A 14,823-nucleotide genomic window follows, 5' to 3' on the forward strand; every position below is an offset into this window, starting at 1 on the left:
CGGGCGGCCCCGCGGCGCCTTCGGCCAGCGGGCGCGGGGGCCACGCGCGGAATCCCGCCGCGCGCAGCAGTGCCGCGTAGCTGGCGGTGGTGAGCCCCATCGACCGCGCCAGCGCCGGATCAAGCGCGAAGCGGCGCGTCCTGCCGCCGATCGCGCCTTCCGTGCGCGTGCGGTGGGCGGCCTGGAGCAGCTTTTCGGCCAGATCCACCCGAATCGCCTGCGACCCGGCGGTGCGATAGCCGACTGGCGTTTTCTTCCCCGCCCTCACAACAGGGCGCATGGCCTCGGCGGGGGCTCCATGGTCCAGGTCCCACAGGCGCGCCAGCGCGCTCCACAGGATCATCGCGGCGGGCCGCAGAGCGCCCGGCACGTAAAGGTCCAGCGCGCCCACGCGGATGCCGAGCCCGCGCAGCGCGGCGCGCTGGCGATCGTCGAGCCGTTCCAGCCCGGCTTCCGCGCGCGCCAGCACGCCACCACCTTCCACCAGACGCAGCAACAGCGCGCGCAATGTCGGTCCCGAGGCCGGATCGCGCCCGGCTTCGGCGATCTTGCGCAAGGGTTCCAGCGGCTTCTCGCCATGGCGCGCCAGCCATTCGCCCAGCGCGGTTTCCACGCCCTGCCGGACCGGGGAACTCAGCCGGTCGAGCGCCGCGTCGATCCGGATGCGTGGCTCCAGCAGCGTCCGGCCCTTTTCCAGCCGCGCCACCGTGATGCCGTTCCAGCACAGCGCGCCATCGGCGAGGGTGATTCCCGCTGCCGTTCCGGCATCGCGGACCAGCGCTTGCGCGCGGGTGGCCAGCAGGCCCGGCAAATGGCGCTCCGCCGCAGCCAGCAGCAACTTGCGATCCGCCGCGCGGGCCAGCGGATCGACCACGAAGCGGAAGCCGTCGAGGTGTCCGATCGCCTCGTCATCCACCAGAACGGCGCCCGAATCGTCCAGCCGCACGGGCAGAAGCGCGGCATCGGCGCCGGTCTTGCGCATCAGCAGCGTGGTGCGGCGGTTGACGAAGCGTTCGGTCAGGCGCGCGTGCAGCGCATCGGACAGCCGCGTTTCCACGGCGCGGGCGCGCGCCGCCATCTCGTCGCGCGCCAGCACCCAGTCGGGCCGCTGCGCGATGTAAGACCAGCTGCGGATCGCCGCAATTCGCCCCTGCAGCGTGTCGATGTCCCCGGAGGGGTTATCGAGCGCGGTGATCGCCTGCGCCACGTAGTCCGCGCCCAGATAGCCGTGGCGCAGATCCTGCCACAGCCGGGCGACGAAGCGGGCATGGGTTTCGGTGCCCTGCTGACGGAAATCGGGCAGCGAACAGGCCGCCCAGAAGCGCTGGACCGAACCGCGCCCGCGCACCGTGGCGGCGGTATCCGGCTCCTCCGCCAGCCGTTTCAGCACGGCCAGGTCGATCGCCTGCGGTGGCGTAGCCAGTTCGGGCCGTGGCGGCGGGCTTTCCAGATCCGCGATCAGCGTGGCCAGTGAATCGAAGCGCGGCTCCGCTTCGCGCCAGAACAGGCGCGTCAGCGGCGGGAACCGGTGTTCCTCGATCGCGAAGACTTCCTCGGGGGTGAATTCGGGATCGTTTCCGCCCGTACCCGCCAGCGTGCCGAAGGTGCCATCGCGCTGGTGGCGGCCGGCGCGGCCCGCGATCTGTGCCATTTCCGCTGTGGTCAGGCGCCGCTGGCGATGGCCGTCGAACTTGGACAGGCCGGCGAAGGCGACGTGGTGGACATCGAGGTTCAGGCCCATGCCGATCGCGTCGGTGGCGACGAGGTAATCGACCTCGCCCGCCTGGTACATCGCCACCTGGGCGTTGCGCGTCTGCGGGCTGAGCGCGCCCATGACCACCGCCGCGCCGCCCCGGAAGCGGCGGAGCATTTCCGCCATGGCATAGACCTGTTCGGCCGAGAAGGCGACGATCGCGCTGCGCGGGGGGATGCGCGAGAGCTTCTTCGCGCCGACATGGCTCAGCGTGGAAAAGCGCGGGCGGCCGATGACTTCGGCTTCGGGCACGAGCGCGCGGACCATCGGTTGCAGCGTGGCCGAGCCCAGTAGCATCGTTTCCTCGCGGCCGCGCGTGTGCAGCAGCCGGTCGGTGAACACGTGCCCGCGCTCCGGATCGGCGGAAAGCTGCGCTTCGTCGAGCGCGACGAAAGCGAGATCGGGGCGCGATGGCATCGCTTCGGCGGTGCAGAGCAGCCAGCGGGCGTTCTTCGGCTCGATCCGCTCCTCGCCGGTGATCAACGCGACGCGGTCCGCACCCTTGATCGCGCAGACCCGGTCATAGACCTCGCGCGCCAGCAGGCGCAGCGGAAAGCCGATTGCGCCGCTGGAATGCGCGCACAGCCGCTCGATTGCGAGATGGGTCTTGCCGGTGTTGGTCGGGCCAAGCACCGCTTTGACCACGCCTTCCCCGGCTGTCCCGTGTCGTCTTCCTGGCAGGGGACTGGCCATGTAGGGAATGTGGCGGCGGCCATCCCCCCACGCAAGAAGGCGCCGGGAATTTATCCCCGGCGCCTCCAAAAAGGATTGTCATTCAGGGCCTTGAAGCAGGCCGGTCGAAATTCAAGTCAGGCCGCGCCGAGAATGGTGCTTTTCGAGAACCGGCGCGCAGCGTGCTTGAAGCACGTGAGCACCGGAAGCGCAGAAAAGTGCCGTTCGCAGGCCGGCATGGGCTGAATTTCGGCTGCCTTAGCCGTCGTAGTCGGCGCCCAGCGAGGTATTCCGCACCGGCGCGGCGGCGGTGATGCGCAGGGCTTCGGCCGACTGCGACAGCGAGCCGATTTCATCGACCTCGTCATCGTCATCGGGCAGCACGCGCTGGAGCGACTGGATCACGTTTTCCTTGAGCACCGTCGGGCGGACGGTCTCGTCCGCAATTTCGCGCAGGGCAACCACGGGGTTCTTGTCGCGGTCGCGGTCAACGGTCAGCTCGGCGCCGCCCGAGATCGCGCGGGCGCGCTCGGCGGCCAGCAGGACCAGATCGAAACGGTTGGGAACCTTGTCGACGCAATCTTCGACGGTAACGCGCGCCATTCGGGCACTCCGGAATATTGGAAAGGATGGAAAGAGCCGCAGCTAGGCGCGGGGTGTGGAAAAGTCAAGGAAATCGGCACAGCGAGGTCGGGCGGCCCGTTGCGCGCCCCTGTCATTCATCGTTGTAGCTGTGGCCGGCCAGCGCCTCGGGGGCGAGATCGCTGAACTTGGTGATGCGCGATTCGAAACGCAGGCGCACCTTGCCGGTCGAGCCGTGGCGCTGCTTGGCCACGATCAGTTCGGCCAGGCCATAGACGCGCTCCATTTCCGCCTGCCAGGCGGCGTGGGCTTCCTGGATCTTCATGTCGTCGCTGCCTTGCGGCACCTTGGGTTCGCGCGCGGCGACGTAGTAATCCTCGCGGAACACGAACCAGACCATGTCCGCGTCCTGTTCGATCGAGCCCGATTCGCGCAGGTCCGATAGCATCGGCCGCTTGTCGTCGCGCTGTTCGACCGCGCGGCTGAGCTGCGAGAGCGCGATCACCGGGACCGAGAGTTCCTTGGCCAGCGTCTTCAGGCCGCGGCTGATTTCCGAGATTTCGTTGACGCGGTTGTCGCTGCGGCCCGATCCCTGCAGGAGCTGGAGGTAATCGACGATGATCAGGCCGACATCGTGCCGGCGCTTCAATCGCCGTGCCCGCGCGCGCAGGCTGCCGATGGTCAGCGCCGGGGTATCGTCGATATAGAGCGGCAGTTCGGCCAGGCGCTGGCTGGCGAACGAAAGCTGCTGGAAATCCTCGCGGCTGATGCGGCCCATGCGCAGCGCTTCGGAACTGATGCCCGATTGTTCGGCCAGGATACGCGTGGCGAGCTGGTCCGCGCTCATTTCCAGGCTGAAGAAGGCGACCGCCGCGCCGACCGAATCCTTGGTGGCGATGCCATCGGCCTGGTCGCGCCGCAGCCGGTCGGCCGAATTGAAGGCGATGTTGGTGACAAGCGAAGTCTTGCCCATGCCCGGGCGGCCGGCAAGGATGATAAGGTCCGAATCGTGCAACCCGCCGATCTTCTCGTTCACCGAGGTCAGGCCGGTTGTCTTGCCCGAGATGTGGCCGCCGGAAAGCAGCGCCTTCTCGATCATTTCCAGCGAGGTGCGCGTGGCCATGCCGAAGCTCTGCGCCTCGTTGCCGGTCTGCGCCCCTTCGGCCACGGCATAGAGCGCGGCTTCGGCGCGTTCGATCTGTTCGAGCGGGGCGACCGAATTGCTGGTGTCGCGCGCGCCTTCCACCAGGTTGCGGCCCACCGCCATCAGTTCGCGCAGCAGCGCCAGGTCATAGACCTGCTCGGCCAGTTCGCGCGGGGCGAGCAGGCCCTGCCCGTCCGCCGTCAGCCGGGCGAGATAGGCGGTGCCGCCCAGTTCCTTCAGCCCTTCGTCGCTTTCGAAATAGGGCTTGAGCGTGACCGGCGTGACCACCGCCTTGCGATCGACCAGCGCCAGGATGCGTTCATAGACGCGGCCGTGGACCGGCGCGAAGAAATGCTCGGGCTTCAGCGGGGTGGGGAGTTCCTCCAGAATCCGGTTGTCGATCAGCACCGCGCCCAGAAACGCGGCTTCCGCCTCGACGTTGGAGGGAAGGGTGCGAATCTCTTCAGGTTCGCGCAGGAGGATCGCTTCGCTTGCCGACATGACACACCAATGGCGCAGGGGGACGGGTCGCCGCAAGACGCGGTGTGGCCCGATTGCCGCCTGAATTTACCCACAGGCTGTGGACTGCGCAAATCTCTTGCCGCGCCTTGCCGCGTCTGCGAAATAGCCTGCCCCATGGCGGACCCGCGCATCTCGCATATCGAGCTCGACGAGGCGACGATCCTCTGGCGCAATGCCGATATCGAGCAGGAACGCCGGATCGCGATCTTCGACCTGATCGAGGAAAACACCTTCCGTCCGATCCGCGCGTTCGAGGCGGGGCATACCGGCCCCTATCGCCTGCGCCTGTCGGTGGAGGACGGGCGGCTGGCGCTGGTCATCGCCGACGAACGGGAAAACCTGCTCGAAACGATCATCCTCGGTCTCGGCCGTTTCCGCCGTCCGATCCGCGACTATTTCGCGATCTGCGATTCCTATTATCAAGCCATCCGCCGGGCGACCGCGCAGGAGATCGAGACGATCGACATGGCCCGGCGCGGCGTTCACAACGATGCGGCCGAAATGCTGCTGGAACGGCTTGACGGCAAGGTGGAGACGGACTTCGCCACGGCCCGCCGGCTCTTTACCTTGATCTGCGTCCTCCATATCAGGGGCTAGGGTCGCGGAATACGGGATTGGGCGCAGGTTCATGGCGAAGGCGAGGAAAACGGCGCTGCGGCGCTGGCTGGCGGCATTGCTGCTGGCGGTGATGATCGCCATCGGCCTGGGCTGGTGGAAGGCGCGCACCTGGATGCCCGATCGCGCGCACTATCCGGTGCAGGGCGCCTGGATCGACGAGCATGACGCGCCGGTCGACTGGCGCATTCTCCACGCCCGCGGCGCCGACTTCGTCTATCTCACCGCCAGCGAAGGCCCCGGCCGCCGCGATGCCGCGTTCGCTTCGGGGCTGGACGCGGCGCGTACGCAGGGGATGCAGGTGGGTGCGGTGCATGTCTACGACCTGTGCGCCCCGGCCGATGCCCAGGCCGCCAATTTCGTCACCACCGTGCCGCGCGACGCCAAGCTGTTGCCGCCGGCGGTGGTGCTCGACATCGATTCGCGCAGTTGCCCCGATGCGCCGGGCGAAGCGGCCCTGCAGAGCGAGCTGACGACGTTCCTCAACCAGATGGAAATGCACGCGGGCAAGCCGGCGATCCTGATGCTGTCGCGCGGGTTCGAAAGCCGCTATCACCTTGCCGCCATGATCGATCGCAACATCTGGGTCCGCCAGGATTTCCTCGTGCCGGGCTATGCCAAACGGCCGTGGGTGATGTGGACGGCTACGAGCCGGCTGCGCACCGACGCCGCGCCAGGGCCGCTGCGCTGGGTGGCGGTGCAGCCATGACGAATATTTCGCTGCCCGATCTTGCTCCCGGTGCGCGCGAGGCGTTGATCGCGGCCGCGCGCACGGCGGTCGACACCGCCTATGCGCCCTATTCGGGCTTCCACGTCGGCGCGGCGCTGCTGTTCGAGGATGGCGCGATCGTGACCGGCGCGAACGTGGAGAACGCCAGCTATGGCCTCTCGCTCTGCGCCGAGACGGTCGCCTGCGCGATCGCCAGCCATGCCGGGCGGCGCGGCGGGCTGGTCGCCGTGGCGGTCATGGGCGGCGGCGGCGGGGCGATCGACGCGGCGATCACGCCGTGCGGGCGCTGCCGGCAGGTGCTCAACGAACTGGCCGCGCTGGGCGGCACCGATCCGCTGGTGCTGTGCGTGGGCACGCGCGAGGTGATCGAGGTGCGGCTCTCGGCGCTCTTGCCGCATGCTTTCGGTCCGGCCAGTTTGGTATAAAGGCAGTTTGGCCTGAACAGGATTATCGGGGAAACAACGTGGCCATTCTTTCCGACAAGTGGATTCGCGACAAGGCGCAGCGCGAGGGCATGATCGAGCCGTTCGTGGAAAGCCAGCGGCGGGAAGGCTGCATCAGCTATGGCCTGTCCTCCTATGGCTACGACGCGCGCGTGGCGGACGAATTCAAGATCTTCACCAACGTCGATTCGGCGGTGGTGGACCCCAAGGACTTTGCGTCCAATTCCTTCGTGGACCGCAAGACCGACGTCTGCGTGATCCCGCCCAACAGCTTCGCGCTGGCCCGCACGGTCGAATATTTCCGCGTACCGCGCGATGTGCTGGTGATCTGCCTGGGCAAATCGACTTATGCCCGCTGCGGCATCATCGTGAACGTGACCCCGCTGGAGCCGGGCTGGGAAGGCCACGTCACGCTGGAATTCTCCAACACCACGCCGCTCCCCGCCAAAATCTACGCCAACGAGGGCGCGTGCCAGTTCCTGTTCCTGCAGGGCAACGAACCGTGCGAGGTCAGCTATGCCGACCGCGCCGGCAAATACATGGGCCAGCGCGGAGTGACGCTGCCCCGGCTTTAATCTCCGCGCCTGTCGGCGCTGCTGCAACTGGCCTGTTGCTTTCCGGAACGGGGCCGATCACCATCCCGCCCATAACGAACCAAAAAGGGGATGGGATGATGGGTGCCAGGGCGGATCGGCCGTTCGACATCGTGGTCTATGGCGCGACCGGGTTTACCGGGCGGCTCGTGGCGCAGTACCTCGCGCGGGCCTATGGACAGGAAGGGCCGCGCTGGGCGATGGCCGGGCGCAGTGCCAGCAAGCTGGCCGAGGTGCGCGATGCGATCGACGCGCCGATCAACACGCCGCTGATCGTGGCCGATGCCGGCGATCCCGCCAGCCTCACGGCCATGGCGGAGCAGACGCGGGTGGTGGTGACGACGGTCGGCCCCTACCAGCTTTATGGCGAACCGGTGCTGGCCGCCTGCATCGCGGCGGGAACCGACTATGCCGACTTGTGCGGCGAGCGGGTGTGGATGCGCCAGATGGTGGACAAGTACGACGCGGAAGCGAAGCGCACCGGCGCGCGGGTGAGCTTCTCCTCGGGCTTCGATTCGATCCCGTTCGATCTGGGCGTGCTGATGCTGCAGAAGGAGGCCGTGGCCCGCTTCGGGGCGCCCTCGCCCCGCGTGAAAGGGCGAGTCCGGGGGATGAAGGGCGGCGCTTCGGGCGGAACCGCGGCCAGCCTCAAGGCCACGCTCGCCACGCTGGGCCAGTATCCAGAACTGATTCCCTGGATGACCAGCGCCTTCGGCCTGACGCCGGGTTTCGAAGGGCCGCCGCAGCCCGCTGGCGACAAGCCGCAATACGATGAGACGCTGGGATCGTGGGAAGCGCCATTCATCATGGCGACGATCAACACCAAGAACGTCCACCGCACCAACCGGTTGCTCGGGCACCCCTATGGCCAGGACTTCGTCTATGACGAAATGATCCTGACCGGCCCCGGCGACCAGGGGAAGGCCGTGGCCGAGCACATCGCCACCACGCCGATGATCGGCCGGCCCGATGATCCGCAGCCGGGCGAAGGCCCGTCGCAGGAAGAACGCGAAAACGGCTTCTACGACGTGCTGTTCGTGGGCGAGATGCCCGACGGGCGGACGATCCGTTATGGAGTCAAGGGGCGCTACGATCCGGGTTATGGCTCCACCAGCCGGATGCTGGCCGAAACCGGCATCGCGCTGCTGTCCTGCGCGGCGGAAGGCGGGATCGCCACGCCGGGCGCGCTGCTGGGCGAAGCACTGGTGGCGCGGTTGCGTGCGCACGCCGAGATCGCCTTCGCGGTGGAGGACTGAACGATACTGGCGATCAAGCCCGCCGTCCGCTGTTGAGGGGGATCGCGGACGGCGGGCTCTCGCGCCGCGTCATGCGGCGGAGGCTTCCTCGTAGGCCTGGGCTTCGGCCGCGATCAGGATATCGGCCAGCATCCAGTAGGCTTCGCCCCAGGCGGCCAGCACTTCGTCGGTGGCCACATCCGCGCCCACCACGTCGCGGATCGCCGGCAGCAGGGCTTCGGCCACCAGCGGATAGTGTTCCGCCTTGACGCCGGTTTCGACGTGCCTGGCCACCATGCGCTGCACAGCCGGGCCAAGGTTGCCCAGTTTGTCGATGTTCCGGGCATAGGCAAGGATCGCCCCGGCCAGCCGGCGCGGCTGTTCGCCGCTGTCCTGCGCGGCCTGGTCGAACATTGCTGCGACTTCCGCATTGCGGAACAGCCGCGCGTACATCGCGGTGGTGATGGCAAGGCCGTGCTTTTCGATGACGGGGGCCGTGGCCTTGACGATGGCCTTGGCCTGTTCGGATGCGGTGCGCATGGCGGGATCTCCTTAAAACAAGTATTACAAATACCGGTATTGGAAATGCTTGATTCGAGCAAGCGAAAATCCGACATGATCGAACGATGCAACTGACCCAGCATACGGATTTCGGCCTGCGCCTGCTGATCGTGCTTGCCCGGCGAGAAGGCGAAGCCGTTTCGGTTCCGGCCTTTGCCGCCGAACAGGGGCTTTCGCCCCACCATGTCGCCAAGGTCGCGCAGGCGCTGGTGCACGAAGGCTTCGCCCGCAGCCTGCGCGGGCGCGGCGGCGGCATCGCCCTGGCGCGCCCGGCGGACGGGATCAACGTGGGCGCGGTGGTGCGCGCGCTGGAACGGGGCATGAAGCTGGCCGATTGCGCCCGCTGCGCGCTGCGCGCCGATTGCACGCTGAGCGGCGTTCTGGCCGAAGCGCTGGAGGCCTTCCTCGCGGTGCTCGACCGCTATTCGCTGGCGGACATCGCCCGCCCCGGCGCTCCGGCTTTCGCGCCATGGAGCGTGGCGGAGCCTGCCGCGCGCCCTTGTGGTTAGGGGCCTGCGTTCAGGACCCTGCGATCAGGGCTTCTTCAGCGCGGCGATGCAGGCGGCGCGGTCGACATCGCGGCCATCGCCGCGCCGCGCGTCAACATAGGTCGCGGTCTGCCGCCCGCCCTGCGCGGGGGGATAGAGGAAGACGTCGAGAATGCAGGCCGATCCCGACCATTGCAGCTTGCGCGCGTCTTCCTCGCGAATGTCGAGCCGGGGCGGCCCGAACAGGCGCGATAGCTGCTGCGCGTCGGCGCCGATCACCGATTCGAGGCCGGGCGCGGTCTGGATCTGCGCGGCGGGGCGCGGCGGCGGGTGGCCGACGCTGCGGATGGTCGCGGCCTTGCCGCCCCCGCTGGTCTGTACGCCGGTTCCGCCGCCGCAGGCCGCGAGCAGCAGGGTCATCACAAGCACGGCCTGATTACGGCGCATCGGAAACTCCGCCAACATTGGAAACTTCGGCATGGCGGCGCAGCACCAGATGTGTCGCCGTCGCCGCGCCGATCACCGGCGCGACAAGGTTGATGAAAGGCACGGCCAGCAATCCGGCCACCGTCCCGCCCAGCAGCAGCCGCTGCCACGCGGGCGGCGCGGCGGCTGGCGTTCCCGCGGCGTCGCGGTGGCGCAGCCGGACCATCTCGGTCAGCTCCCGCCCCAGCAGCACGGCATTTACCAGAAAGAACACCAGCGCCGGGCCAAGACCGGTGACCAGCAGCACCACGGCCACCGGCAGCGCGGCCAGGTTCCACAGCACCGACCGTACCAGCCCGCGCAGCGCCTGCCGCGCCTCGGCACGCCAGCCCAGCGGCCGCGCCGTGGCGGCGAGGGCGGGGTAATGGCGCGCTTCCACGGCGGCAACGACCTCGTCCGCAAAGAACTGGACCACCGCGATCGCCACCAGCCGGAACAGCAGCCAGACGCCGATCAGCACGATCACGCCCGCGATCAACACGCGCAGGGTCTGCGCGCCGCTGGCCAGATCGTCGCGCAGGCCCGATGCGATGAACGCCGTGTCGAGGCCCCACCAGCCCAGCGCGCCCAGCACCACGAACAGGGCGAGCGTGACGAGCGCGCTTTTCCCCAGCACCCGCAGGATGCGCCGGTCGGCAAGCTGGCCCAAGGAAAGCCCCAAAGCGGAAAGCATGGATGCCGGATCGCCCGGCGGCGCGCGGCTGTCAACCGGGAGACGGAACCGCTCGTCCGCCGTGGTCGCCGGGTCAGCGCACTTGCGGCGCGGCAAACAGCCCGCTAGGGCCGCGCCGCCTGCCGTTCCCCGATCGGCCCCTCATTCATGGAGCTTGCGGATGACCGCTCCCGCTACCGACGTTATCGCCATCGGCAATGCCATCGTCGATGTCATGGCCCCCGCGCAGGATGCGGATATCGCGCGGCTGGGCCTCGCCAAGGGCGGGATGACGCTGGTCGATGCCGATCGCGCGCGCGAACTCTATGACGCGATGGGGCCGGCGCGCGAGATTTCGGGCGGTTCGGCGGCGAACACGCTGGCCGGGCTGGCGGCGCTGGGCGCGACGTGCGGCTTCATCGGCCAGGTGGCGCAGGACCAGCTGGGCGAGGTGTTCGCGCACGACATCCGCGCCGGCGGCATCGCCTTCGCCACGCCCGCGCGCGAAAGCGAGCCGCCGACCGCGCGCTGCCTGATCTTCGTGACGCCCGATGGCCAGCGCACGATGAACACGTTCCTTGGCGCGTCGCAGTTCCTGCCCGCCGAAGCGCTGGACGAAGCAGTCATCGCCGATGCCGCGGTGCTCTATCTCGAAGGCTATCTGTGGGACCCGGAAGAGCCGCGCAAGGCCATGCGCCGCGCCATCGCCGCCGCGCGCACGGCCGGGCGCAAGGTGGCCTTCACGCTGTCCGACGCGTTCGTGATCGCGCGCCATGGCGACGATTTCCGCGCGCTGATCGAAGCGGGCCAGATCGACATCCTCTTCGCCAACGAACACGAGCTGGCGGCGCTGACCGGCATCGCGGATTTCCACGAAGGCATCGCTTCGCTCGCCGCGAAGGTGCCGACCGTGGTGGTCACGCGCAGCGAACACGGCGCGCACGCGGTGAGTGGTGGCGAGCAGGCCCATGTTCCCGCCGAACCGATCGAGCAGGCCGTGGACACCACCGGCGCGGGCGACCTGTTCGCCGCCGGCTTCCTGTTCGGCCACGTGCGCGGGCGCTCGCTGGAGGATTGCCTGCGGCTGGGCGCGATCTGCGCCGCCGAAGTGATCTCGCACTACGGTGCGCGGCCCGAAGCGGACCTCAAGGCACTGGTCGCGGCGCGGATGGGCTGAATAGCCGGGCTATTCGCTCGGCCGGGTATAGCGGCCGCGCCCGAAGGCTTCGGGAAGCAGCGCCTTCCCGTCGATTCGCAGGCGCAGCGTGGTGAAAGCGGGCGGGATCACCTGGCGCGCGTCGAGCGCGATGCGGATCACGCCCCGTTCGGTCGGGGGCAGGGGCAGGCTCGTGTCGCGGCCCTCGGCAAACCCGGCGGAAAGGTCCAGCCGGATCGCGCGCGATCCCGCCTTGCGCGGCAGAAAAGCCCATCCCCGGCGTGTCTCGGCCTTCGCCACGGCACTGTCCGCGTAAGTCAGCGAAGCGGTTACCCTGCTCACACCCATGCGCTCGCCGTTCTGCTCGGCAAAGACCGCGATGGCGATGCCGCCCTGCCAGCGATCGGGCGGCAGGGTGGTCGCATCGGCGGGTTCGGCCGGCGCGTCCGATGGTGCGCAGCCGGGCAAGCGGGTGGGGGCGGGCGTCGGATCGGCCATGGGCGGAGACGCTTCGACCGGGGCGGTGGCGGGGGCGTCATCGACAAGCGGGGCCACCACCGCCGTCACCGCCTCCGCCGCGCTGCCGCACCGTTCCTCCCACGCGGCCATGGCATCGTCGTGCTGGCGGCCAAGCAGGCGGCTTTCCGCGTCGGCATCCCAGGCGTCCACGCCGGCCAGCGCGAACAGCCGGGCGGACCGGTCCGGCTGGCTGGCGGTCAGCACCACGGCATCGCCATCGCGAAGCCAGGTGCCCTCCGCGCTCTGATCCACCGCGCCATAGGATATGTACCACGCAAACGTGCCATCGGGCCGCAGCAGCAGCTCCGAACCTGTCTCCATGACGCCAGACAGGTAGTAGTGCCCGACAAACGCGGCATCGGCCGTGGCGGCGTGCGCGCCAGCCGCCAGCGTCGATACCGGCAGGATCAGCGCTGCGAGAAGCGCGTCAGCCTTGCGCATTCCCCTCCCCGCTCTGGCGTTCAATCTCGCGCGCGATTTCCTTACCGCCGATATCGCGACGGCAGAAGCCGTCGGGAAAGATCACGCGATCCACTGCCGCGTAGGCCGCATCGCGCGCCGCGCGCACCGAAGGCCCCCGCGCGGTGACGTTGAGCACGCGCCCGCCATTCGCCACCAGCGCGCCATCGGGGTTCAACGCGGTGCCGGCATGGAACACGCGCGCGCCATCGGCCTCGGCTTGCGCCAGCCCGTCGATCGTGCCGCCCTTCTTCGGCGTGCCCGGATAGCCCGCGGCGGCCATCACCACCGTCATCGCCACGTCGGCGGAAAAGCGCGGCGGTTCCAGCGCGGCCAGCCGGCTGTCGGCGCAGGCGGACAGCAGATCGACCAGATCGGTTTCCAGCCGCATCATCAGCACCTGGCATTCCGGATCGCCGAAGCGGCAGTTGTATTCGATCAGCTTCGGCCCCTGCTTGGTCAGCATCAGCCCGGCGTAGAGCACGCCCGAATAGGGCATGCCCTCGTCCGCCATGGCCTTGACCGTGGGCGCGATGATCTCGGTCAGCGCCTGCGCTTCCAGCGCCGGGGTCAGCACCCGCGCCGGGCTGTAGGCGCCCATGCCGCCGGTGTTGGGGCCGGTATCGCCATCGCCCACGCGCTTGTGATCCTGCGCCGAGCCGAAGGGAACGATCGTGGCGCCGTCGGTCAGCGCGAAGAAGCTGGCCTCCTCGCCCTCCAGGAATTCCTCGATCACCACTTCGGCGCCGGCCTCGCCGAAGCCGCCGTCGAACATGTCGGCGATCGCCGCTTCGGCATCCGCCACGGATTCGGCAATGACCACGCCCTTGCCGGCGGCCAGGCCATCGGCCTTGATCACCACCGGCACGGAGAAACGGGCCAGCGCCGCCAGCGCATCCTCGCGCGATCCTGCGCGGACGTATCCCGCCGTGGGGATGTTGGCGCGCGTGCAGAGATCCTTGGTGAAGCCCTTCGATCCTTCGAGCTGCGCCGCCGCCTTGCTCGGACCGAAGACGGAGAAGCCGGCGCCGCGCAGGCTGTCGGCCAGGCCATCGACCAGCGGCGCTTCGGGGCCGACCACGACCAGGCCGATGTCCCACGCCTCGCAAAAGGCGATCACGGCCGCATGATCGGTCAGGTCGAGCGCGGCCAGTTCGGCGTATTCGGCGATGCCGGGATTGCCCGGCGCCGCATAGAGCTTGCCCAGACGCGGCGATTGGGCCAGTTTCCACGCGAGCGCATGTTCGCGACCACCCCCACCCAGCAGCAGGATATTCATGGCTTTCCCTTCTTCGCCTCATGACGCCGATCCGTCCGGCGGGCTGTTAGCGAGGGAAACGCCGGGCGACAACGCCGCCGCGCTTTCGGTGTCCGAGATTTCCGCGCAATTGAAGCGCACGGTCGAGGACCGGTTCGGCTTCGTGCGCGTGCGCGGCGAGCTTTCGGGGGTGAAGCGCGCGGCATCGGGCCACCTCTATTGTGCCCTGAAGGACGAGAACGCGCGGCTCGATGGCGTGATGTGGCGCGGCAACGCGCAGCGGCTGTCGTTCCTGCCCGAAGACGGCGTGGAAGTGATCGTCACCGGCAAGCTGACGACCTATCCGGGCCGGTCGAACTACCAGATCGTGATCGACCGGATGGAGATTGCCGGCGAAGGCGCGTTGCTGGCGCTGCTGGCGAAGCTCAAGGCGCGGCTGGAAGCGGAAGGGATGTTCGATCCGCGCCGCAAGCGGCCCCTGCCTTATCTGCCGCGTGTGATCGGCGTGGTGACCTCGCCCACCGGCGCGGTGATCCGCGACATCCTGCACCGCCTGCGCGATCGTTTCCCCAGCCGCGTCGTGGTCTGGCCGGTGCTGGTGCAGGGGCAGGGCGCGGCGCAGCAGGTCGCGGCGGCGGTGCGCGGCTTTTCGGCGCTGGAGCCGGGCGGGCCGGTGCCGCGCCCCGATTTGGTGATCGTCGCGCGCGGGGGCGGTTCGATCGAGGATCTGTGGAGCTTCAACGAGGAAGAGGTGGTGCGCGCCATCGCCGGCTCGACCATCCCCGTCATCAGCGCGGTGGGGCACGAGACGGATACCACGCTGGCCGATTTCGCGGCCGACCTGCGCGCGCCCACGCCCACCGCCGCCGCCGAGCTGGCGGTGCCGGTGCATGGCGAGCTGGCCGCGCTCGTCGCCGATCTCGACGCGCGGCGGCGGCGCGCCACGGTGCGCCTG

At 68.9% G+C, this 14,823-nt stretch carries 16 protein-coding genes; 8 read left to right on the forward strand and 8 right to left on the reverse strand.

Annotated features, from left to right (window positions below; genetic code table 11):
* The 3 genes from EH199_RS22410 to EH199_RS22420 form a co-directional block, all read right to left on the reverse strand.
* The coding region (locus EH199_RS22410) for a helicase-related protein (protein WP_124811295.1) at positions 1-2,446 on the reverse strand (2,446 nt) is incomplete at its 3' end.
* 237 nt (positions 2,447-2,683) lie between these two features.
* Complete coding sequence (rpoZ, locus tag EH199_RS22415) at positions 2,684-3,028, reverse strand: DNA-directed RNA polymerase subunit omega (RefSeq protein WP_124811296.1); 345 nt, start codon at positions 3,026-3,028, stop codon at positions 2,684-2,686.
* 112 nt (positions 3,029-3,140) lie between these two features.
* On the reverse strand, positions 3,141-4,652 hold the full coding sequence (locus EH199_RS22420; RefSeq protein ID WP_124811297.1) for a replicative DNA helicase: 1,512 nt from the start codon (positions 4,650-4,652) through the stop codon (positions 3,141-3,143).
* 135 nt (positions 4,653-4,787) lie between these two features.
* On the opposite strand from EH199_RS22420, the gene EH199_RS22425 reads away from it, so the two are divergent.
* From EH199_RS22425 to EH199_RS22445, 5 genes are all read left to right on the forward strand, one after another.
* Entirely contained in the window at positions 4,788-5,270 is a 483-nt protein-coding gene (locus EH199_RS22425) for a UPF0262 family protein (protein WP_124811298.1), read from the forward strand.
* Between the two features lie 31 nt (positions 5,271-5,301).
* Entirely contained in the window at positions 5,302-5,997 is a 696-nt protein-coding gene (locus EH199_RS22430) for a glycoside hydrolase family 25 protein (RefSeq protein WP_124811299.1), read from the forward strand.
* Positions 5,994-6,443 carry a cytidine deaminase gene (locus EH199_RS22435; RefSeq protein WP_124811300.1) on the forward strand — a complete coding sequence of 150 codons (450 nt, stop codon included), beginning with the start codon at positions 5,994-5,996 and terminating at the stop codon, positions 6,441-6,443. The genes EH199_RS22430 and EH199_RS22435 overlap by 4 nt, the downstream gene beginning before the upstream one ends.
* A 38-nt stretch (positions 6,444-6,481) precedes the next feature.
* Positions 6,482-7,036 carry a dCTP deaminase gene (gene dcd / locus EH199_RS22440; protein WP_124811301.1) on the forward strand — a complete coding sequence of 185 codons (555 nt, stop codon included), beginning with the start codon at positions 6,482-6,484 and terminating at the stop codon, positions 7,034-7,036.
* 95 nt (positions 7,037-7,131) lie between these two features.
* Positions 7,132-8,310: a trans-acting enoyl reductase family protein gene (locus EH199_RS22445; protein WP_223806863.1), complete on the forward strand. Its 1,179-nt coding sequence runs from the start codon at positions 7,132-7,134 to the stop codon at positions 8,308-8,310.
* 69 nt (positions 8,311-8,379) lie between these two features.
* Here EH199_RS22445 and EH199_RS22450 read toward each other — a convergent pair whose 3' ends face one another.
* A complete protein-coding gene (locus EH199_RS22450; RefSeq protein WP_124811302.1) occupies positions 8,380-8,829 on the reverse strand; it encodes a globin domain-containing protein in 450 nt (149 codons plus the stop codon).
* An 86-nt stretch (positions 8,830-8,915) separates the two neighbouring features.
* On the opposite strand from EH199_RS22450, the gene EH199_RS22455 reads away from it, so the two are divergent.
* The gene (locus EH199_RS22455) at positions 8,916-9,359 is read left to right on the forward strand and encodes an Rrf2 family transcriptional regulator (protein ID WP_124811303.1); all 444 of its coding nucleotides are present in this window, start codon (positions 8,916-8,918) and stop codon (positions 9,357-9,359) included.
* Between the two features lie 24 nt (positions 9,360-9,383).
* Here the strand turns inward: EH199_RS22455 and EH199_RS22460 are convergent, their stop codons facing one another.
* Together EH199_RS22460 and EH199_RS22465 are read right to left on the reverse strand one after the other, a co-directional pair.
* Entirely contained in the window at positions 9,384-9,785 is a 402-nt protein-coding gene (locus EH199_RS22460; RefSeq protein WP_124811304.1) for a hypothetical protein, read from the reverse strand.
* The gene (locus tag EH199_RS22465; protein ID WP_124811305.1) at positions 9,775-10,497 is read right to left on the reverse strand and encodes an EI24 domain-containing protein; all 723 of its coding nucleotides are present in this window, start codon (positions 10,495-10,497) and stop codon (positions 9,775-9,777) included. The genes EH199_RS22460 and EH199_RS22465 overlap by 11 nt, the downstream gene beginning before the upstream one ends.
* 160 nt (positions 10,498-10,657) lie before the next feature.
* Between EH199_RS22465 and EH199_RS22470 the strand changes: the two genes are divergently transcribed.
* The gene (locus tag EH199_RS22470) at positions 10,658-11,653 is read left to right on the forward strand and encodes an adenosine kinase (protein ID WP_124811306.1); all 996 of its coding nucleotides are present in this window, start codon (positions 10,658-10,660) and stop codon (positions 11,651-11,653) included.
* 9 nt (positions 11,654-11,662) lie between these two features.
* Here EH199_RS22470 and EH199_RS22475 read toward each other — a convergent pair whose 3' ends face one another.
* Together EH199_RS22475 and purD are read right to left on the reverse strand one after the other, a co-directional pair.
* Positions 11,663-12,592: a hypothetical protein gene (locus EH199_RS22475; protein ID WP_124811307.1), complete on the reverse strand. Its 930-nt coding sequence runs from the start codon at positions 12,590-12,592 to the stop codon at positions 11,663-11,665.
* Complete coding sequence (gene purD / locus EH199_RS22480) at positions 12,579-13,889, reverse strand: phosphoribosylamine--glycine ligase (protein ID WP_124811308.1); 1,311 nt, start codon at positions 13,887-13,889, stop codon at positions 12,579-12,581. The genes EH199_RS22475 and purD overlap by 14 nt, the downstream gene beginning before the upstream one ends.
* On the opposite strand from purD, the gene xseA reads away from it, so the two are divergent.
* Positions 13,888-14,823 (forward strand): exodeoxyribonuclease VII large subunit (xseA, locus tag EH199_RS22485; RefSeq protein WP_124811309.1); only part of this gene is annotated, 936 nt, incomplete at its 3' end. The two genes, purD and xseA, sit on opposite strands and share 2 nt — an antisense overlap.

Source organism: Novosphingobium sp. LASN5T, assembly GCF_003856955.1.
Classification (GTDB): domain Bacteria; phylum Pseudomonadota; class Alphaproteobacteria; order Sphingomonadales; family Sphingomonadaceae; genus Novosphingobium.